The sequence below is a fragment of the Micromonospora sp. WMMD708 genome (assembly GCF_049315245.1).
GTDB lineage: Bacteria > Actinomycetota > Actinomycetes > Mycobacteriales > Micromonosporaceae > Micromonospora > Micromonospora wenchangensis.
The window spans coordinates 6,318,505-6,336,666 of sequence record NZ_CP186060.1; the positions used below are offsets into that span (position 1 = coordinate 6,318,505).

The window sequence follows — 18,162 nt, forward strand, 5'->3', positions numbered from 1 at the left end:
CGCCGGGCGCGCCGCTTGCGGTCAGAGGCCGCCGGGAAGGCGGCCGGGGGCGAGCCGGCCGTGCGGGTCGAGGTGTTCCTTCGCCTCACGCAGCCGGGGAATCACCGCCGCCTCACCCCACACGTCGATCTCATGACGCACCGCCGGGGGCGCGGCGACCACCACGCACCGGCCCCGGCGGGTGAACAGCACCCCGCGGACGGCGGCGAGGATGCCGGCCACCCGGTCGACCGGGAGTGACCCGGGCAGCGCGGCGTGCACCACGCCCAGCCCGGCGGAACCGCGCACCGACAGCGGGGTGCCGGCGGCGTCGCGGAGCGCGTAGACGGCGGCGTGCAGGTCGGTGGCCGGGGCCTCGACCCGCAGCGCGGTGTCGCCCGGGGCGAACGGGTAGCGCCGCCACCAGGCCGGGGCGTCCGGGGCAAGGCTCGCCGTGCCGCCGAACAGGGCCAACAGGCGCTCGGCCCGCCCGGCCACCTCGGACCGGCCGCCCTCCAGCAGGACGGCCAGCTCACCGGCGCTGCCCCGGGGAGGCGGCCCGGCGGCCCGGCGGCCGGCCATCGCGGGATGGTTGGCGCGGGCCGACGCCTCGGCGGCCGACATCGGGCGACCGCCGGGCCCCGACGTCGCGCCCGCCGCCGGGGCGGCGGGCGGGCGGGGCGGTGATCCGGCGGCCGGCAGGTCCAGTTCGACGGCCGCCGGGTCGAGGTCGGCCGCGAGCACCGCCCGGACCAGGTCGTGCACCTCCAACGGGCTCCACACCGGCCGGGTCACCCACACCCGGCTCGGCGGCAGGGCGTGTGCGCGCAGCGTCGCCGAGACGAGCACACCCAGCCCGCCCTGCGAGCCGCAGAGCAACCGGCCCAGATCGAGGCCGACCGGCGGAGCCACCCCGGACAGCTCGGCCGCGCTGCGCCCGGAGCTGACCAGCTCACCGTCGGCGTCCAGCCAGCGCAGGCCGACCAACTGCTCGCAGGCGGTGCCGTGCCGGTGCCGCAGCGGGCCCGACTCGTCGGCGGCGAGCACCCCACCGAGGGTCGCCCCGGGCGACGGCGGGTCGAGGGCAAGCCGGCGGCCGGTGCGCTCCAGGGTGGCCTGCACGGCCCGTAGCGGGGTGCCGGCACCCACCTCGACGACCGGGGAGGCCGCCGGCCGGTGGCCGACCCCGGCGAGCCGGCCGGTGTCGAGCATGATGTCGACCCGGGCCGGTGCAGCACCCCAGTCGATCTTCGTGCCCGCGCCCCGGGGGACCACCGACAGATCGTGCCGGGCGGCGAGCCGCAGCACCTCGGCCGCCGCCCGGGGCCCACCGGGGACGGCCACCCACCGGGCGAGCCGGCCAGCGACCTCGTCGGCCGCGCCCGCGAACCGGGCGAAGGAGGGGCCGCAGATCGCGGCCAACCGCCGGGTGATCTCCGTTGCACCGACCGAACCCGCTGGCGTCGACATGGCAGTCATCGTACACATGTTCTAAAGCGGCGCGTGGTGGTTCGACCGCGCGGCGGAGCGCGACGGGCCGGTAACGTGACGCCGTGACCACCGAGACCACCCCGCCCGTCGCCCGACAGGTCCGCGCGGAGCGCACCCACCACGGCGACACCGTCGTGGACGAGTACGCCTGGCTGGCCGCCAAGGACGACCCGGCGACCATCGCCCACCTCACCGCCGAGAACGCCTACACGGAGCAGCGCACCGCGCACCTGGAAGCGTTACGCGGCACGCTGTTCGCCGAGACGAAGCAGCGCACCCAGGAGACCGACCTGTCGGTGCCCACCCGCAAGGGCGGCCACTGGTACTACACCCGCACCGTGGAGGGCCAGCAGTACGGCGTGCACTGCCGCCGCCCCGTGCGCGACGGCGAAAACGATCCGCCGGTCAGCGTGGACGGTGCCCCGCTCGACGGCGAGGAGGTGCTGCTCGACGGCAACCAGCTCGCCGAAGGGCACGACTTCTTCTCCCTCGGCGCGTTCGACGTCAGCCCCGACGGGCGCTGGCTGGCCTACTCGACCGACTTCTCCGGCGACGAGCGCTTCACCCTGCGGATCAAGGACCTGAGCACCGGTGAGCTGCTCGGCGACGAGGTGCCCGACACCTTCTACGGCACCGCCTGGTCGGCCGACGCCAGCGTGCTGTTCTACATCACCGTCGATGAGGCGTGGCGGCCCAACCGGGTGTGGCGGCACACCGTCGGCACCCCGTCGGGCGAGGACGTGGTGGTGCACCTGGAGGAGGACGAGCGGTTCTGGGTGGGCGTCGAGCTGACCCGCTCCGAGCGGTTCGTGCTGATCGACAGCACCAGCAAGGTCACCAGCGAGGTCCGGGTGATCCCGGCCGACAACCCGACCGGTGAGCCGGCGGTGATCGCCCCGCGCCGGCAGGGCGTCGAATACAGCGTCGAGCACCACGGGCACCGCTTCCTGATCCTGCACAACGACGGCGCGGAGGACTTCGCGCTGGCGTACACCTCGGCGGACGCCCCCGGCGACTGGGTGCCGCTGATCCCGCACAGCCCCGGCACCCGGCTGGAGTCGGTCGACGCGTTCGCCGACCACCTGGTCGTCTCGCTGCGCAGCAACGGGCTGACCGGGCTGCGGGTGCTCCCCGTCGGCGGCGGCGACGGCCACGACATCGAGTTCCCCGAGCCGATCCACAGCGTCGGCCTGGACGCCAACCCGGAATACCGCACCCGGCAGCTCCGGTTCCGCTACACCTCGCTGGTCACCCCCGACTCGGTCTACGACTACGACCTGGTCACCCGGGAGCTGACGCTGCGCCGCCGCAAGCCGGTGCAACCCGGGCCGGACGGTCGCGCGTACGACCCGGACGACTACGAGCAGCACCGCGAGTGGGCGCTCGCCGACGACGGCACCCGGGTGCCGATCTCGCTGGTCTGCCGCCGGGACATCCCGCGCGACGGCTCCGCCCCCGCCGTGATCTACGGGTACGGCTCGTACGAGGCCAGCATGGACCCGTGGTTCTCGATCGCCCGGCTCAGCCTGCTCGACCGGGGCGTCGTGTTCGCCGTCGCGCACATCCGGGGCGGCGGTGAACTGGGCCGTCGGTGGTACGACGAGGGCAAGATGCTGGCCAAGAAGAACACCTTCACCGACTTCGTCGCCTGCGCCCGGCACCTGGTCAAGTCCGGCTGGACGGCGGCCGACCGGCTGGTCGCCCGGGGCGCCTCGGCCGGCGGCCTGCTGATGGGCGCGGTGGCCAACCTCGCCCCGGACGCGTTCACCGGGATCGTCGCGCAGGTGCCCTTCGTGGACGCGCTCACCTCGATCCTCGACCCGTCGCTGCCGTTGACGGTCACCGAGTGGGAGGAGTGGGGCAACCCGCTCGCCGACCCGGAGGTGTACGCGTACATGAAGTCGTACACCCCGTACGAGAACGTCGCCCCCGTGGACTATCCGGCGATCCTGGCGGTGACCAGCCTCAACGACACCCGGGTCCTCTACCACGAGCCGGCCAAGTGGATCGCCCGGCTGCGGGCGGTGGCCCCGCAGGGCGACTACCTGCTCAAGACCGAGATGGGTGCCGGCCACGGCGGGCCCAGCGGCCGGTACGACGCCTGGCGCGAGGAGGCGTTCATCAACGCCTGGATCCTCGACCGGCTGGGCCGGGCCTGACCCTACGGGACGGCAGCTCCGCACCGGCTGGCCACGGTCAGCCGGTGCGGAGTTCCTCGACCGCGGTGCTCGTCCGCAGGAAGAGCAGCCCGACGCCGACCGTGACCAGCACGGCGGCCAGGGCACCCGCACCGACCCCGGCGAGCTGCCCCCACGGCAGCTCGGGCGTCACCACGGATTCGGGCACCCACACCTCACGCAGGGCCGACGGGTCGGCGCAGCCGTCGGCACCGCCGGGGCAGACCTGGATGGTGTGCCCACCGTAGCTGCGCGGGCGGCCACCGGTGATCCAGCTGAGCAGCAGACCGACGGCGAGCGCCAGCGCCGTGGCCGGCACCGCCGGGGCCAGCGCCTGCCAGACCACCGACCGGCCGATGACGCTGCGGGGCACCCCGGAGGCGACCAGCGCCGCGTACGTCCGGCGGCGGGCGACGATGCCCTCGACCAGGGCGACGACCAGGCCACCGGCGGCCAGTGCCACGGCCACCTGGACGGCCCGGTCGACCAGGTCCATCGTGTTCAGGTAGAAGTCGTCGCCGGCGGCGAAGCTCTGGCCGGTGGCCCGGTTCGCCGTCATGTCGGCGATCATCGAGGCCCGCATCCCGGCCGCGCCCGCTCCCACGATCACCGCCGCCAGCAGGGCGGCCAGGGTCCGGCTGCCGGCCCACGGGTCGGCGGTCAACCGGCGGGCGGCCAGCAGCGCGGCCGGCCCGCCACCCCACCGGTGCAGCAGCCGCCCGGCCGTGTACGACAGCCAGCCGGTGCCGACCACCACCCCGACCACGGCCGCCAGCGCTCCGCCGAGCATCAGCAACGGTTCCAGTACCGCCGGAGGGTCCTGGCCACGGTCGGCGTACCACCGGCCGACCGGGGCGAGCAGGCCGAGCGCGGCCAGCCCGGCCACGATCAGCAGCCCGGCCCACGGCCCCGGGGCACGTTCCCGGCGGACCCGCCGGACCACGCCGAGCGGGGTCGCGGTGACCCGGCGCAGCAGGACGACGCCGACCAGCCCGGCCAGCACCGGCAGGCCGAGCACGACTGCCGCGATCACCGGCGTCGACGGCAGCACGTCGGTGGGCAGGGGCAGCAGCCCCCGGGCGTCGGGCCGGTGCAGCAGCACCCGGCCCACCAGGTACGCACCCAGGCCGACGAGGGTGCCGAGCAGGCCGGCCAGCCCCGTCTCCACCGCGACCAGCGCGGTCACCTGCCCGGGGGTGGCCCCGGCCAGCCGGAACGCGGCCAGCCGCCGGTCCCGGGCCGGCGCGCCGAGCCGGACGCACTGCCCGGCCAGGGCGAGCACCGGGACGGCGAGCAGCAGCAACGCGACCGCCGTCCCGCCGCGCAGGCCGGGCTCGCGCAGCAGCGCGTTGGAGTACTGCTCGGCGTCGTTGGCACCCCGCCCGCCAGGTGGGGTGGGGATGGCCAGCACGGTGAGGGCGGCCAGCGCGGCGAGCGCGGCCAGGGCGGCGCTGAGCGCGGTGAGGACGACCCGGACGGTGTCGGTGCGGTTGCCGGCCAGGGCGAACCGCAGTGCGACGGCCGGGGTCACCGGGGGTCCGCACCGGGGCCGGCCGACGGGATGGGGACGAGGGGCTCGTCCAGGCCGAGGCCCGTCGGGTCGACCACGCCGTCGCGGAGCATCACCTCGCGGTCGGCGTACGCGGCGATCCGGGGTTCGTGGGTGACCAGGACGATGGTGGTGCCCTGTTCCCGGGCGAGCCGGACGAGCCGGGTGAGGACCTCCTCGCCGCTGAGCGTGTCCAGCGCGCCGGTCGGCTCGTCGGCGAAGAGCACCCGGGGCCCGGTGACCAGGGCGCGGGCGGTGGCACAGCGCTGCTGCTGCCCGCCGGACATCGCGCCGGGGCGTACGTCGGCGAGGTGGGCGACGCCGAGCCGGTCCAGCCATTCGCGCGCCGCCCGCCCTGCTCCTCGCCGCCCCGTGCCGGCGAGGAGCAGGGGCAGGGCGACGTTCTCCGCCGCGGTCAGCTCGGGGACGAGCTGGCCGAACTGGAACAACACCCCGAATTCGCTACGACGCAGCCGGGACCGCGCCGCCTCGGGCCAGGTGTCGATTCGCTCACCCCGCCAGTGCACCTCACCCTCGTCGGGGCGCAGGATGCCGGCGAGGCAGTGCAGCAGGGTGGACTTGCCGCAGCCGCTGGGCCCGGTCACCGCGACGATCTCCCCCTCGGCGACGTCGAGGCTGATGCCGCGCAGGGCCGGGGTCGGGCCGTACGACCGGACCAGGCCGCGTGCCTGGAGTCCGCTCACGGATGCACCTCCCGGTGCCAGTCGGCGACGCGGGTCAGGGTGGTGCGCAGCCACCGCAGGTCGGCGTCGAGATGGGCGATGACGTAGTCGACGGCGACGACGTCGGCGAGGGTGGACGCGGGCGCCGTCTTGACGGCGGTGAGTTCACGCAGCCGCTCGGTGTGCGCCCGCGCCTGGGCGATCAGGTAGGACCGGGCCGCGTTGAGGTCGGCCACCAGCAACGCCACCGCCACCTTGGTGAAGAGCGCGCTCGTCACGTACGGCATGGGTGGCTCGACGGCGGCGAGCCAGCCGGTGAGCGCGGCCCGGCCCTGGTCGGTGAGGGTGTAGGCGGTCCGGTCGGGGCCGGCCTCGCGATCCTGGCCGGCGCTGACCACCAGGCCGTCGCGTTGCAGGCGACCCAGGGTGGCGTAGACCTGCCCGAAGGCGAGAGGTTTGGCCCGGGGCAGCCGAGTGTCGTGGGCCCGCTTCAGCTCGTAGCCGTGCCGGCTGCCGGCAGCCAGCAACCCGAGCAGCACGTGCGACGTGGACACCCGGCTAACTATTCATTCAGCGAATAGCCGATGTCAAGCAGCCTGGCCGATGCGCCGCCGCGTCCGACCGGTGGCGAGGTCAGCCCACCCAGGCCGGGTCCCGGCCGGTACGACCGAGTAGCCGGTCCAGCTCCGGCCCGGCCGCGTCGACCGGCACCTCCGGGCCGAACGCGCCCATCTTCCGGCCCGTCGGCCCCATCTCGTCCATGAACCGGTGCAGCGCCCCGACGCACTCCGGCGTCGGCTCGTACGGCTGGCCGGTGGCCCGCGCCAGGTCCCAGCCGTGCACCACCAGGTCCGCCACCCCCATCAGGCCGAGCGTCGACCGGGGCAGCCCCATCGCCGGCGCGACGCCCTCCTCGCTGGCCGGGTCCGCCCAGGCCACGACGAGCCGGTCGGCCTCGACGGCGAACCGGTCCCGCCATCCCGGCTCGGCCACGTGGTCGGTCGTGACCGACCAGTCCGTCTCCTGCCCGGCGGCAAGCCGCTGGAAGTTGACCGCCACGTCGTACACGTGGTTGATCAGGCCCCCGACGGTGTAGTCCGCGCACGGGGTGGGCAGGTCGAGCTGGTCGTCGCCGACCGCCCGGACCAACGCCACGGTCCGCGGGACGGCGGCGGCCAGCAGCTCACTAGTCTTCGTTGCCATACGGCCAGCGTATGAAGGTGGTCTTGAACGAATGCGACAGCCACGCGGGGATCATCGGGGCATCCTCGATCCGGTCCGGCTCCGCCGGGAGCTGCGGTTCCGGCGGCGCCTGCCGGACCCCGCGCTGCGCCCGTGGGTGGAGCACTACTGGCTGGTCGACTGGGCGCTGACCACGCCGTTCACGCAGCAGGTCGTGCCGCACCCGGCCGTCAACGTGGTGTTCCGCCGCGACGCCGCCGGCCCGGAGACCGCCGAGGTGGCCGGGGTCGGCCGCACCCTGTTCACCGTCACCCTGGCGGGCACCGGAGCGGTCAGCGGCATCCAGTTCCGGCCCGGGGGTTTCCGCCCGTTCTGGGATGGTCCGGTCGCCGCTCTCACCGACCGGCACGTCCCGCTCGACACCGACCCGGCCGCCGCCCGCGCCGCCGGGGCCGCACCCCGCTGCGAGGGTACGGACGACGAGCGTCGCCGCGCGTTGGACGCGTTCCTGCTCGGCTTCGCGCCGCAGCCCGACCCGGCGACGGCCGAGGCGATCGCCCTCGCCGAGGCGATCCGCACCGACCGCAGCGTGCTGCGGGTGGACGACCTCGCCCGCCGGCACGGCCTGTCCGTACGGCGGTTGCAGCGGCTCTTCCTGGACCACGTCGGCGTCGGCCCCAAGTGGGTGATCCGCCGCTACCGCCTGCTGGAGGCGATCGAGCAGGCCGCCGCCGGGCTGCCCGACTGGGCCGCCCTCGCCGCCGACCTCGGCTACAGCGACCAGGCCCACCTGGCCCGCGACTTCGCCGCCGTCACCGGTCACACCCCCACCGGCTACGCCCGCTCCCTGCGCTGAACTCCCACCCACCCCGGGACCGACGGCTCGCACCCCGGGCGACGTCGGCCCGGGGAGCGCGGAGGATCGGCGGCCGGCACCGCCGTCGAGCGTGCCCGCCCGGGTGACGGGGTCGATGCCCCCCTGCCCTGGGTCAACGGGCCGGGAGTCGAGGCACAGCGACGAGCCCGGCGCACGAGGGCACCATCAGCGCCGGCGGACCGCCACCACCGCGACGTCGTCGTGGATCTCCGGCGGGGCCAGCTCCACCAGCAACCGCTGGCAGAAGCCGTCCAGGTCGTCGTCGACCACCGTCGCGCAGGACGCCAGCGCGGCCAGGCCGTCGTCGATGGTGGTGTCCCGCCGTTCGATCAACCCGTCGGTGTAGAGCACCAGCGTCGCCCCCGGCGGCAGGGTGAACTCCAGGTCCTCGGGACGGTCCGCGCGTACCCCGAGCAGCGGGGCCGACTGCTGGACGAACTCCACCCGGCCGTCCACCGTCACCAACGCCGGCAGGTGCCCGGCACTGGCCAGCCTGATCCGGCCCGTCGACGGATGCAGCAGCAGGATGCACAGGGTCGCCAGTTCGTTGCGCAGCAGCGTACGCATCAGCACGTTGAGCCGGTCCACGATCACCCCCGGCTGGTGCCCCTCCACCGCGTACGCCCGCATCGCGTGCCGCAGCTCGGCCATCACCGTCGCCGCGTGCAGCGAGTGGCCGGCGACGTCGCCGATCGCCACCAGCAGGTGCCCGTCGAGCATCACCAGCTCGTAGAAGTCTCCGCCCACCTCGGTCTGCGCACTGGCCGGCTCGTAGCGCACCGCCAGGTCGAGCCCGGCCACGTCGGGCAGCCGCCGGGGCAGCAGGCTCCGCTGGAGGGTGACCGCGATCCGGTGCTCCTCGTCGTAGGAGCGCTGCGCCTCCACCGCCGAGGCGACCGCCTGGGCGAGCTGCACCAGCACCGGCGTGCGGGCGGTCTGGGTGGCGGTGGGCACCACCACGTACAGCGGGGCGCGGTCCTCCCGCAGCTTCGCGGCGGCCACCGTCACCGTGTCGTCGGCCGGCCACCGCACCAGCGCCCACCCGTCGGGGGCGTCCACCCGGACGGTCGCGCCGGTCGGCACGCCGGTGTCGTCGACCACCCACGGCACGATCTCCGCCACCGCGCCCGGCCCGGCGGCGACCCCGGCCAGGCACTCCCCGTCGAAGGTCTCCGCCACCACCGCCGCCGGGCTGCGGAAGATCTGCGCCGCACCGGCCGCCGCCTCCTGCAACAGGCGGGCGAAGGTGGACGCGGCGTGCACCGCAACGGTGGTGTCGGCCAGGCCGGTGAGCCGTTCGGCGAGCAGTTCCGCCCGCTGCCGCGCCTGGTAGTAGCGCAGCACCGCATGCGCGGTGGCGACCAGTTCCTCCGGCTCGATCGGCTCGGCCAGGTACGCGTCCGCACCCCGGGTCAGTCCCTGGGTACGGTCCACCACGTCGACCGCGTGCGCGGACACGTGGATCACCGGAATGGCCGGATGGTCCGCCTTGATCCGCTCGCAGACCTCGAAACCGCTGAGATCCGGCAGCCGGACGTCGAGCACCACCAGGTCGATCGGATCCACCCCGACCCGGGCCAGCGCCTCGGTGCCGTTCTCCGCCTCCCGCACGGTGAAACCCGCCCGGGTCAGCCAGCTCACCAGGAGATAGCGCTTGGTGGGACTGTCGTCGACCACCAGGATCGTCGCCGCGCCGCCGGCCACCTCACACTCCCGCCACGGGCAGGTCCACCGTGAAACTGCTGCCCCGGCCCGGCTCGCTGGCCAGCGTCAGGGTGCCGCCGAGCAGCGTCACCAACCGCCGCGCGTACGGCAGGCCGAGGCCGGTGCCGCTGCGCCGGCTGGTGCCGGGCACCTGGTAGAACTCCTCGAAGACCCGTTCGTGCAGCTCGGCGGGGATGCCCGGGCCGGTGTCCGAGACGCAGACGCGGATCCGGTCGTCGGCACGTTCGGCGCGCATCCGCACCTCACCCCGGTCGGTGAACTTCACCGCGTTGTGCAGCAGGTTACGCAGCACCTGCGCCAGCAGCACCTCGTCCGAGCGGAGCACCGTGCCCGGGGGCGGCTCCTCCACCACCAGCTCCACCTCGGAACGCAGGGTGAGCGCACGCAGCGTCCCGCGCAGCTGCCCGAACACCGCCCGCAGGTCGACCTGCGCCCACTCCGGCTCGATCCGGCCCGCCTCCGCCTTGGCCAGGTCGAGCAGGTCGTTGACCAGCGAGAGCAGGTCGGCGGCCGAGGACCGGATCAGCTCGACCTGCTGGGCCTGCTCGTCGGTGAGCGGGTCCGACGCCGAGTCGGTCAGCAACCGCCCCAGCCCGATGATCGCGGTCACCGGGGCCCGCAGCTCGTGGCTGACGTTGGCCAGGAACCGGCTCTTCGACTCGCTCGCCGCGCGGAGCTGGGCCGACTTCTCGTCCAGCTCGGCGTAGAGCGCCACCACGCCCCGGTTGGTCTCCTCCAGCTCCTCGGAGAGCTGGGTGTAGAGCGCCATCACGCCCCGGTTGGTCTCCTCCAGCTCGGCGTTCAGCACGGCCAGCTCGTCGCGCTGGCGGCGTACCTCGTCGAGAGCGGCGATGAGCTGCCCGTTCTGGGCGGCCAGCTCGTCCAGGGCGCTGGCCGGCGCGCTGGCGCCCAGCTCGGCGCGTAGCTCCGCCAGGCGCTGCGGAGTCAGCGCCGCAGCGGTGGGCGGGACGCGTCGGGACATCCTCACGACGGTATCTCCCTGCGCGTCCGCCAGCCCCAGGGTGTCCACCAACCGCGCCACCGTGCCGGACTGCGGCTCGTACCGGTTGCCCGGCAACTGGCGCAGCGGGGCGAGGTCGACGCTGAGCAGCCGCCGACCGTCCGGCTCCGTCACCCAGGAGAAGGTGACGTCCGCGCCGTCCACCACGCGCAGCAGGTCCCGGGCCACCTCGCTGAGCGCGGTGGCGAACCGGACCTGGTCCTGGTGCTCCAGCCCGACCGCCGCGGCGACCTCCCGGCCCCGCTGGCGTACGCCGAAGATGTCCTGTTCCACCCGCAACGCCATCCGCAGCAGAGGTTCACGGGCGGTCACGACGGGATTCTCGCGACCAGCACGCAGGCGTCGTCCCGGCGTACCCCGGCGTCACGCAGCAGGGTCGCCGCGACGACGACGGGCGCCCGCCCGAACAGCCCCGGATAGTCCTCGGCGCGCCACCGGTCCACCACCCCGTCGCTCTGCATCACCAGCGTCGCGCCGGGCGGGAACGGGTAGTCGTACCCGCGTACCGTCGGGCGCTGGTGACCGGCGATGCCGGGCAGCGACACCAGTCCCCGCCGGGTGCCGTCGGGGGTGAGCACGGTCCCGGTGATGTTGCCCAGGCCGGCGTAGCGCAGCAGGCCCGCCGCCGGGTCCAGTTCCGCCACCGCCACCGCGGCCCCCCGGGTGTGCGACATCGCCCGGTGCAGGTGCGTCACCACGGCTGCGGGCGACCCGTCCGGCGCGGACCGGAAGGCGGCCACGGCCGCCTCGGCTGCCACGTTGGCCAGCGGCCCGTGCCCCAGGCCGTCGCAGACGAGCACCTGGCGCCGGCCCTCCCCGGTACGCACCGCGTGGCTGTCGCCGCTGACCTGCTCGCCGGTGATCGGTCGGGTCAGCCCCGCCGCCCAGGCCGGGGTGACCGCGACCTCCTTCGCCCACACCTGCACCGCGAACACGGTGCCGCGTCCCGGCCGGGACCAGGCGTCGTACCAGCTGGCCTGCCGGGTGATGGCACCCAGCCCGATGCCCAGCGTGCCGGTGGTGGAGTGGCCGTCGCGGGAGGACACCGTCAGGTCGGCCATGCCGGGGCCGGAGTCGACGGCGACCAGTTCCACCCCGGCGGCGTCGGCGGTGCGCACCGGCCGCAGCAGCAGGACACCCTCCTGGGCGTGCTTGACCAGGTTGCTGGTCAGCTCGGCGGCGACGATGGCCAGTTCGGCGAGCCGGTTCCCGCCGAGGCCGAGCTGACCGCCGAGGCGTTCCGCCGCGCGGCGCACGGTGCTGGCGGCGCTGCCGCTCTCCACCCGGTACCAGTGACCCGCGTCCGGCAGCACGTCGTGGCTCATCGGGACCACTTGGTGATGGTGATCCGGGTGCCCTCGCCGGGCGCGGTCCGGATGTCGAAGTCGTCGACCAGCCGTCGGGAGCCGCTCAGACCGAGGCCGAGGCCGCCACCGGTGGTGTAACCGTCGGTGAGGGCGAGGTCCAGGTCGACGATGCCCGGCCCGGAGTCGGCGAAGACGATCCGCACCCCGCGCCGCCGGCCGTCCTCGACGACCGTCACCTCGGCGGTGCCGCCGCCACCGTAGATGAGGGTGTTGCGGGCCAGCTCACTTGCGGCGGTGACCAGTTTCGTCTGGTCGACGAGGGAGAGCTTCGCCGCCACCGCCACGGTACGCACCAACTGACGTACCCGGACGACGTCCTCGTCGCTGCCGATCGCCTGGGTCTTCGGGCCCAGGTCGACTCCCGCGGTCATGGCGATGTCGCCGCCGTCCCGGACTCGACGCCCTCGGGGTCGTCGTCGTACCCGGGGTCGTCGTCACGGGTAGCCGCGATCAGCTCCATGCCCCGTTCCACGTTCAGCGCGGTACGGATGCCGTTGAGCGACAGGCCCAGCTCGACGAGGGTGATGGCGACCGCGGGACGCATCCCGACGACCACCGTCTCGGCGTCGAGCACCTTGGAGATCGAGGCGATGGTGGAGAGCATCCGGCCGACGAACGAGTCGACGATGTCCAGCGCGGTGATGTCGATGATGACGCCGTGGCAGCCGGTCGCCACGATCCGCTCCGCCAGGTCCTCCTGGAGGGTCACCGCCGTCTGGTCGGACATGTCGATCTGGATGGAGACCAGCAGGATGTCGCCGATCTTCAGGATCGGCACCCGTTCCATCACGCCTCCCGGCGCGGGTGGCGACGGGACGTCTCGACCCCGGTGAGCCGCAGCACGTGCCGCAGGGCGTCGGCCAGGCTCGCCTTGGTGGCGATGTCACCGAACTCGATGCCGAGCGCGACGATGGTCTGGGCGATCTGCGGTCGGATGCCGGAGATGATGCAGTCGGCGCCCATCAGCCGGGCGGCCACCACCGTCTTGAGGATGTGCTGGGCGACCTGGGTGTCGACCGCCGGCACGCCGGTGATGTCGATGATCGCGTACGGCGAGCCGGTGTCGACCAGGGTCTGGAGCAGCCGTTCCATCACCACCTGGGCGCGCGCCGAGTCGAGGGTGCCGACCAGCGGCACGGCGACCACGCCGTCCCAGATCTTCACCACCGGGGTGGAGAGTTCGAGCAGCTGCTCGGCCTGGTCGGCGATCAGCCCCTCGCGGGTCTGCACGTAGGTCTCGAAGGTGAGCAGTCCCATCCGGTCGACCAGGCCGGTGAAGTCGACGACGTCCCGCAGCGACAGCTCGACGCCGTCGGTCTCGGCCAGCTCGACCAGGACGTCCTTGAGGGCGTAGATGCTGATCGCGGTCTCGGTGGCGGTGAAGCTCTGCCGGGCCCGGCTGCGGGACAGGTCGGCGAGCACCGCCCGCAGCTCGCCCGCCGCGGGGTCCTGGAGGTCGGCCAGGCCCGCGCCGCCGGCGTTGATCATGCTAGCGTGCAGTTCCTGCACCTGCAGGCGCAGCTCGGCCTGACTCAGCCGACCGCGCAGCGAGGCGGTGACGAGTTCGGTCCACCGCTGCACGACCCGCTCACCGTGCTCACTCAGCAGCCCGACGAGCCGGTCGCCCCCGTCTGCGGTCAACGCCATGGTTACCTCCTGTGAGCTGGGCCGGCCGGACTCTATCACCGGAGGCGGACCCGGTAGTTGCCGCGCGGCAAAGGAATGATCGCTCCCACCGGAACCGCTCCCGTTCTGCGGGTCCCCCCGTTCGTGGGATACCGTTCCACCGATAACAGGAGGTCTGAATGTCCCTGACGGTGCACACGGAACAGCGCGGCGACGTGGTCGTCGTGTCGGTCGCGGGCGAACTCGACATGGCGACCGCACCGCAGCTGCAGGACCAGATCACCGACCTGCTCGACAAGGGTCGCAGCCGGCTGGTGTTCGACCTGGCCGAGGTGTCGTTCTGCGACTCGACCGGGTTGTCGGTCTTCGTCCGGGCCAAGAACAGCTGCGACGAGGCCGGCGGCGTGGTCCGGCTGGCCGCCCCGCAGCGCGGCGTGCTGCGCATCCTCGAGGTCAGCGGCCTGGTCGAGGTGCTGCACACCTATCCGACGGTCGACGAGGCCGTCGCGGGTGACCCCACCCCTGCCTCGTCCTGACCGGTCCGCTCAGCGCTCGTCCTCGATGAACCGGGGACGAGCGATCACCATGCCCGCGGTCGTCTGCACCGCCAGCGCGGCGAGCAGGAAGCCCATCGGCGCGGTCCACCCGCCGGTCGCCTCGTAGAGCACCCCGACGAGCAGCGGGCCGAGCGCGGCGATCACGTAGCCGGTGCTCTGCGCGAAGGCGGACAGCGCCACCGTGCCGTCGGCCGTGCGGGCCCGCAGGCCGATGGTGGTCAGGATCAGCGGGAACGCGCCCTGACCGAAGGCGAGCAGCAGCACCCAGAGCAGCGCCCCGCTCCGGGGCGCGAACGCCAGTCCCAGGTAGGCCGCCGCGGAGAAGGCGGTCAGCCCGAACACCAACGGGCGCAGCGTACGGAGCCGGCCGGCCAGGGTCGGCATCAGCAGGGCCACCGGCACCCCGAGCGCGGTGACCCCGGCGAGCAGCAGCCCGGCGCTCTCCGGCCGGAAGCCGGCGTCCCGGAAGAGCTGGGCCAGCCAGCCCATCACCGCGTACCCGCTGAGCGACTGCGCGCCGAAGTAGACCGCCATCGCCCAGCCGAGCCGGGTGCGGGCCGGCCGGACCCGGGTGCGGGCGGCCGGGACCGCCGTCGGGGTCGCGGCGCGTCGGGCGGCGCGGGCCCGCAGCGCCAGCGGCACCCACGGGAGTACGGCCAACGCCGCCAACGCCGCCCACACGCCGAGCCCGGCCCGCCAGGAGCCGAAGGCGTGCGCCACCGGCACCGCGGAGGCGGCGGCCACCGTCGTACCCGCGGTCAGCGCCATCGTGTACGCCCCGGTGACCAGCCCGGTCCGATGCGGGAAGTGCTGCTTGACCAGCATCGGCAGCAGGATGTTCGCCACCGCGATGCCGGCCAGGGCGAGTGCGCTGGTGAGCACGAAGACCGTCGCCGAGTCGGTGACCACCCGGAGCACCTGACCGACGGTGAGCGCGAGCATCGCGACCACCAGCACCCGGGCGGCCGGCCAGCGCCGGATCAGCCACGGGGTGAGCGCGCCGAGGCCGGCGAACGCGATGGTGGGCAGGGTGGTGACGAACCCGGCCATCGCGCCGGAGAGCCCGAGTCCGGTGCGTACCTCGTCGAGCAGTGCGCCGAGGCTGGTCACCGCGGCCCGCAGGTTGAGCGCGACCAGCAGCATCCCGACCAGCACCAACGCGCCGCCGGTGACCGGTGGCGGGATGCGGTGGGCCGGCCGGTGGGCGAGCGGTTCGGGTGCCTCGACGGCGGGAGCGGTTGGCGGGGTCATGACCTCGAACCTACAATCATGGGATGAATTTCGGCAGCTGGTGTAACCGGTGACACCGTCGGTCGATTCCCCGCCCGTGCCCCCGCGCGGTCAGCGGGTGCAGCAGACCATCGAGCAGCTCCGGGGCCGGATCCTCGGCGGCGAGTGGCCGGTGGGCGGGCGCATCCCCACCGAGCCGCAGTTGGTGACGGCGCTCGGGGTGGGGCGCAACACCGTCCGGGAGGCCGTCCGGGCGCTGGTGCACGCCGGGGTACTGGAGTGCCGGCAGGGCTCCGGGACGTACGTGGTGTCGACCGACGAGCTGGCCCCGGTGGTGGCCCGCCGGCTCACCGACGACCGGATGGCCGAGGTGGTCGAGGTCCGCCGGGCGTTCGAGGTCGAGGCGGCCCGGTTGGCCGCGCTGCGGCGTACCCCGGAGGACCTGGTGGCGCTCGACGGCGCGCTCGCCGCCCGGGAGGCCGCCTGGCGGTCGGGCCTGGTCGCCGAGTTCGTGGAGGCCGACGTCGCGCTGCACACGGCGGTGGTCGCGGCCGCGCACAACGGCATGCTGGCCGAGCTGTACGCCTCGGTCGGCGCGGCGCTGCGCAGCACCGTCGCGTACGTGACGGGTGACACCCTGCATCCCCAGCGGTACGTCGACCACAGCCGGCTGGTGGCCGCGATCCGGGACGGCGATCCCGGGCGGGCGGCGATCGAGGCCGGTGCTTTTCTGGAGCCTCCGTCCGGGGCATAGGTTGTCCCCGACGGAGAATCGGACGGCACAGGAGTAGGGATGCTCAAGGGCTTCAAAGACTTCATCATGCGCGGCAACGTCGTCGACCTGGCGGTCGGTGTCGTCATCGGTGCCGCGTTCACGGGCGTGGTCACCCAGCTGACCAAGTCGTTCCTCGAACCGCTGGTCCGGGTCATGATCGTGCTGATCACCGGCAACAAGAACGGCCTCAGCGGCTCGACGCCGACGTTCCGGGGCGTCCCGTTCGACTGGGTGGCCTTCGTCAACGCGGCGATCACCTTCGCGCTGACGGCGGCGGCGCTGTACTTCCTGGTGGTCTATCCGATGAACCGGCTCGCCGAGCGGCGCAAGCGGGGCGAGGAGCCGCCGCCCGCCGCGCCGAGCGAGGAGGTCAAGCTGCTCACCGAGATCCGCGACGCGCTGCTCGCCGGCGGGCACGCCACCCCGGGGCAACGCGGCGCGCTGGACGACGTGCTGGGCCGCCACCCGGAGCCGCCCGCCCCGCGCTGATCCGACCGCCGCACATCGGCCCCTGCGGAATTCCCGCGGGGGCCGATTTTTGTCGTACACATGTTCGATAGAGTCCGGCCATGGAGCAGCGTAGGCACTGGTGGAACGGCAAATGGGGACGACTGGCCCGGCGGGACGTCTTCCTCCGCGTCGACGCCGACCGGTGGCACGTCGAGCAGCGGGCCGGCGGCGCGGAGGGCGTCTCCCAGTTCTACGAGTACGGCAGCGTCGACGAGGCCGAGGAGACCGTCCGGGCCCTGCTGGAGGGGACGGACGCCTGGCGGGAGTTGTCCCCGCGCCCGCCCGGTGCCTGGGGCCCGGCGGTTTAGCGGTGGGTGGGGCAGGGAACCGCCCGGGGATGGAGCAGCAGGGCATGGCAGAGCAGGCGGTCATCTCGCGGATCACCACCGGTATGCGGGTGGTCGACACGGTCGGGGTCGAGATCGGCACCGTCGACCTGGTCCAGCGGGGCGATCCCAACGCGGTGACCGTGCAGGCGTCGACCGCCGATCCGGGCGGCAGCCTGGACGAGCTGATCGAGTCGGTGGCCGTCGGGGAGCCGGACGTCCCGGCCGACCTCGCCGCCCGCCTGCTGCGCACCGGCTACCTCAAGGTCTCCACCGAACTGGCCCGCACCGGCGCGGTGTACGTGCTGGCCGACCAGATCGCCACGGTCACCGACGACCAGGTACGCCTGCACGTCCCCGTGGGTGACCTGCCTCCGGAGGAATGACCCACCCACCCCGCACCAGCGGCACCGAACCGCCCCGGCACCGACGGCGGCCGGGTCGGCCGTGCCGTGGCCCCGGTGTGCCGGCGGCGTCCACGCCGGTGCGCGGAACCCGCACCGCTACAGCGCGCCCACCGGGCGTCGGTGCCGGTGCCGGCGGAACGCAGTCGAGGCGGGTGCTCGGAGCACACCTCGACAGCGGCGCCCCCGGGCCTCGGTGTCGAGGTCGACGGGAACCCCCGGTCCAGGCGGGTGCCCGAAGCCGCACCTCGACAGCGGTGCCCCCGGGGCACCAGTACCTGTTGCGCGTCCTTTCGAGCTGACGGCGTGAACGAATCACCGGCATGAGGCACGACGCGCAGCGGAGTCGCCCGGCGGACGGGCAGGTGGTGGCCAGCGAACGGGTGAGTGGCCAGCCGGGCGGCGAGCCGGCAGCCGGGCGGCGAGCCGGCAGCCGGGCGGCGAGCCGGCGAACGGGCAGCCAGGCGGCGAGCCGGCATCCGGCAGCCGGGCGGCGAGCCGGCAGTCGGCAGCCGGCGGGGATGCGGATGAGTCGTTGACGCCGTCAGCTCGAAAGGACACGCAACAGGTAGTTCCACCCCTGGTGGAACGGTGGCCGAGAAGGCCCGGCACCTGCACCCTCCCGAGGCGGGTGCAGGTGCCGGGAAGGCAGGCGGACCCGCGTCGCGTCCCGCCATCCCGGC

The 18,162-nt window shown here is 74.1% G+C and carries 19 protein-coding genes; 7 read left to right on the top strand and 12 right to left on the bottom strand.

Annotated features, from left to right (window positions below):
• Positions 1-21 precede the first annotated feature (21 nt).
• The gene (locus ACN260_RS27900) at positions 22-1,449 is read right to left on the bottom strand and encodes an FAD-binding oxidoreductase (protein ID WP_422753779.1); all 1,428 of its coding nucleotides are present in this window, start codon (positions 1,447-1,449) and stop codon (positions 22-24) included.
• An 83-nt stretch (positions 1,450-1,532) separates the two neighbouring features.
• Between ACN260_RS27900 and ACN260_RS27905 the strand changes: the two genes are divergently transcribed.
• Complete coding sequence (locus ACN260_RS27905; RefSeq protein ID WP_422753780.1) at positions 1,533-3,629, top strand: S9 family peptidase; 2,097 nt, start codon at positions 1,533-1,535, stop codon at positions 3,627-3,629.
• Positions 3,630-3,666: 37 nt separating this feature from the next.
• Here ACN260_RS27905 and ACN260_RS27910 read toward each other — a convergent pair whose 3' ends face one another.
• The 4 genes from ACN260_RS27910 to ACN260_RS27925 all read right to left on the bottom strand — a co-directional run bounded on the left by ACN260_RS27910 (position 3,667) and on the right by ACN260_RS27925 (position 7,082).
• Entirely contained in the window at positions 3,667-5,178 is a 1,512-nt protein-coding gene (locus ACN260_RS27910) for an FtsX-like permease family protein (RefSeq protein WP_422753781.1), read from the bottom strand.
• Positions 5,175-5,900: an ABC transporter ATP-binding protein gene (locus tag ACN260_RS27915; protein ID WP_422753782.1), complete on the bottom strand. Its 726-nt coding sequence runs from the start codon at positions 5,898-5,900 to the stop codon at positions 5,175-5,177. The genes ACN260_RS27910 and ACN260_RS27915 overlap by 4 nt, the downstream gene beginning before the upstream one ends.
• Entirely contained in the window at positions 5,897-6,433 is a 537-nt protein-coding gene (locus ACN260_RS27920; RefSeq protein ID WP_422753783.1) for a PadR family transcriptional regulator, read from the bottom strand. The genes ACN260_RS27915 and ACN260_RS27920 overlap by 4 nt, the downstream gene beginning before the upstream one ends.
• Before the next feature lie 79 nt (positions 6,434-6,512).
• Positions 6,513-7,082, bottom strand: a complete 570-nt coding sequence (locus tag ACN260_RS27925; RefSeq protein ID WP_422753784.1) for a TIGR03086 family metal-binding protein — start codon at positions 7,080-7,082, stop codon at positions 6,513-6,515.
• 31 nt (positions 7,083-7,113) lie between these two features.
• On the opposite strand from ACN260_RS27925, the gene ACN260_RS27930 reads away from it, so the two are divergent.
• The gene (locus ACN260_RS27930; protein ID WP_422753785.1) at positions 7,114-7,917 is read left to right on the top strand and encodes an AraC family transcriptional regulator; all 804 of its coding nucleotides are present in this window, start codon (positions 7,114-7,116) and stop codon (positions 7,915-7,917) included.
• Between the two features lie 186 nt (positions 7,918-8,103).
• Here the strand turns inward: ACN260_RS27930 and ACN260_RS27935 are convergent, their stop codons facing one another.
• From ACN260_RS27935 to ACN260_RS27960, 6 genes are read right to left on the bottom strand one after another with little or no spacing between them, the layout of a single operon-like run.
• On the bottom strand, positions 8,104-9,642 hold the full coding sequence (locus ACN260_RS27935; RefSeq protein WP_422753786.1) for a SpoIIE family protein phosphatase: 1,539 nt from the start codon (positions 9,640-9,642) through the stop codon (positions 8,104-8,106).
• 1 nt (position 9,643) lies between these two features.
• Positions 9,644-10,969 carry an ATP-binding protein gene (locus ACN260_RS27940; protein WP_422756850.1) on the bottom strand — a complete coding sequence of 442 codons (1,326 nt, stop codon included), beginning with the start codon at positions 10,967-10,969 and terminating at the stop codon, positions 9,644-9,646.
• 23 nt (positions 10,970-10,992) lie between these two features.
• Positions 10,993-12,009: a SpoIIE family protein phosphatase gene (locus ACN260_RS27945; protein ID WP_422753787.1), complete on the bottom strand. Its 1,017-nt coding sequence runs from the start codon at positions 12,007-12,009 to the stop codon at positions 10,993-10,995.
• A complete protein-coding gene (locus tag ACN260_RS27950) occupies positions 12,006-12,422 on the bottom strand; it encodes an ATP-binding protein (protein ID WP_422753788.1) in 417 nt (138 codons plus the stop codon). The genes ACN260_RS27945 and ACN260_RS27950 overlap by 4 nt, the downstream gene beginning before the upstream one ends.
• Entirely contained in the window at positions 12,419-12,838 is a 420-nt protein-coding gene (locus ACN260_RS27955) for an STAS domain-containing protein (protein WP_088642033.1), read from the bottom strand. Before ACN260_RS27955 ends, ACN260_RS27950 begins: the two co-directional genes overlap by 4 nt.
• Positions 12,838-13,698, bottom strand: a complete 861-nt coding sequence (locus ACN260_RS27960; protein ID WP_422753789.1) for an STAS domain-containing protein — start codon at positions 13,696-13,698, stop codon at positions 12,838-12,840. The genes ACN260_RS27955 and ACN260_RS27960 overlap by 1 nt, the downstream gene beginning before the upstream one ends.
• Positions 13,699-13,856: 158 nt before the next feature.
• Here ACN260_RS27960 and ACN260_RS27965 point away from each other — a divergent pair, with 158 nt between their 5' ends.
• Entirely contained in the window at positions 13,857-14,213 is a 357-nt protein-coding gene (locus ACN260_RS27965) for an STAS domain-containing protein (RefSeq protein ID WP_067310147.1), read from the top strand.
• Between the two features lie 9 nt (positions 14,214-14,222).
• Here ACN260_RS27965 and ACN260_RS27970 read toward each other — a convergent pair whose 3' ends face one another.
• Entirely contained in the window at positions 14,223-15,377 is a 1,155-nt protein-coding gene (locus ACN260_RS27970) for an MFS transporter (protein WP_422756851.1), read from the bottom strand.
• A gap of 157 nt (positions 15,378-15,534) precedes the next feature.
• Between ACN260_RS27970 and ACN260_RS27975 the strand changes: the two genes are divergently transcribed.
• From ACN260_RS27975 to ACN260_RS27990, 4 genes are all read left to right on the top strand, one after another.
• Positions 15,535-16,218 carry a FadR/GntR family transcriptional regulator gene (locus ACN260_RS27975; RefSeq protein WP_422753790.1) on the top strand — a complete coding sequence of 228 codons (684 nt, stop codon included), beginning with the start codon at positions 15,535-15,537 and terminating at the stop codon, positions 16,216-16,218.
• A 39-nt stretch (positions 16,219-16,257) separates the two neighbouring features.
• Positions 16,258-16,728 (top strand): large conductance mechanosensitive channel protein MscL, encoded by a 471-nt coding sequence (gene mscL, locus ACN260_RS27980; protein WP_422753791.1) that lies wholly within the window; start codon positions 16,258-16,260, stop codon positions 16,726-16,728.
• 80 nt (positions 16,729-16,808) lie between these two features.
• On the top strand, positions 16,809-17,057 hold the full coding sequence (locus ACN260_RS27985; protein WP_088642027.1) for a hypothetical protein: 249 nt from the start codon (positions 16,809-16,811) through the stop codon (positions 17,055-17,057).
• A 44-nt stretch (positions 17,058-17,101) separates the two neighbouring features.
• Positions 17,102-17,461: a hypothetical protein gene (locus ACN260_RS27990; RefSeq protein WP_422753792.1), complete on the top strand. Its 360-nt coding sequence runs from the start codon at positions 17,102-17,104 to the stop codon at positions 17,459-17,461.
• Positions 17,462-18,162: the final 701 nt, after the last annotated feature.

Bases quoted from the DNA above. Each gene is read 5' to 3' on its own strand.
- ACN260_RS27960 (WP_422753789.1), bottom strand. From the start codon at position 13,698: ATGGCGTTGACCGCAGACGGGGGCGACCGGCTCGTCGGGCTGCTGAGT.
- ACN260_RS27945 (WP_422753787.1), bottom strand. From the start codon at position 12,009: ATGAGCCACGACGTGCTGCCGGACGCGGGTCACTGGTACCGGGTGGAG.
- ACN260_RS27930 (WP_422753785.1), top strand. From the start codon at position 7,114: ATGCGACAGCCACGCGGGGATCATCGGGGCATCCTCGATCCGGTCCGG.
- ACN260_RS27990 (WP_422753792.1), top strand. From the start codon at position 17,102: ATGGCAGAGCAGGCGGTCATCTCGCGGATCACCACCGGTATGCGGGTG.
- ACN260_RS27900 (WP_422753779.1), bottom strand. From the start codon at position 1,449: ATGTCGACGCCAGCGGGTTCGGTCGGTGCAACGGAGATCACCCGGCGG.
- ACN260_RS27965 (WP_067310147.1), top strand. From the start codon at position 13,857: ATGTCCCTGACGGTGCACACGGAACAGCGCGGCGACGTGGTCGTCGTG.
- ACN260_RS27970 (WP_422756851.1), bottom strand. From the start codon at position 15,377: ATGCTGCTGGTCGCGCTCAACCTGCGGGCCGCGGTGACCAGCCTCGGC.
- ACN260_RS27955 (WP_088642033.1), bottom strand. From the start codon at position 12,838: ATGGAACGGGTGCCGATCCTGAAGATCGGCGACATCCTGCTGGTCTCC.
- ACN260_RS27950 (WP_422753788.1), bottom strand. From the start codon at position 12,422: ATGACCGCGGGAGTCGACCTGGGCCCGAAGACCCAGGCGATCGGCAGC.
- ACN260_RS27940 (WP_422756850.1), bottom strand. From the start codon at position 10,969: ATGGCGTTGCGGGTGGAACAGGACATCTTCGGCGTACGCCAGCGGGGC.
- mscL (WP_422753791.1), top strand. From the start codon at position 16,258: ATGCTCAAGGGCTTCAAAGACTTCATCATGCGCGGCAACGTCGTCGAC.
- ACN260_RS27925 (WP_422753784.1), bottom strand. From the start codon at position 7,082: ATGGCAACGAAGACTAGTGAGCTGCTGGCCGCCGCCGTCCCGCGGACC.
- ACN260_RS27985 (WP_088642027.1), top strand. From the start codon at position 16,809: ATGGAGCAGCGTAGGCACTGGTGGAACGGCAAATGGGGACGACTGGCC.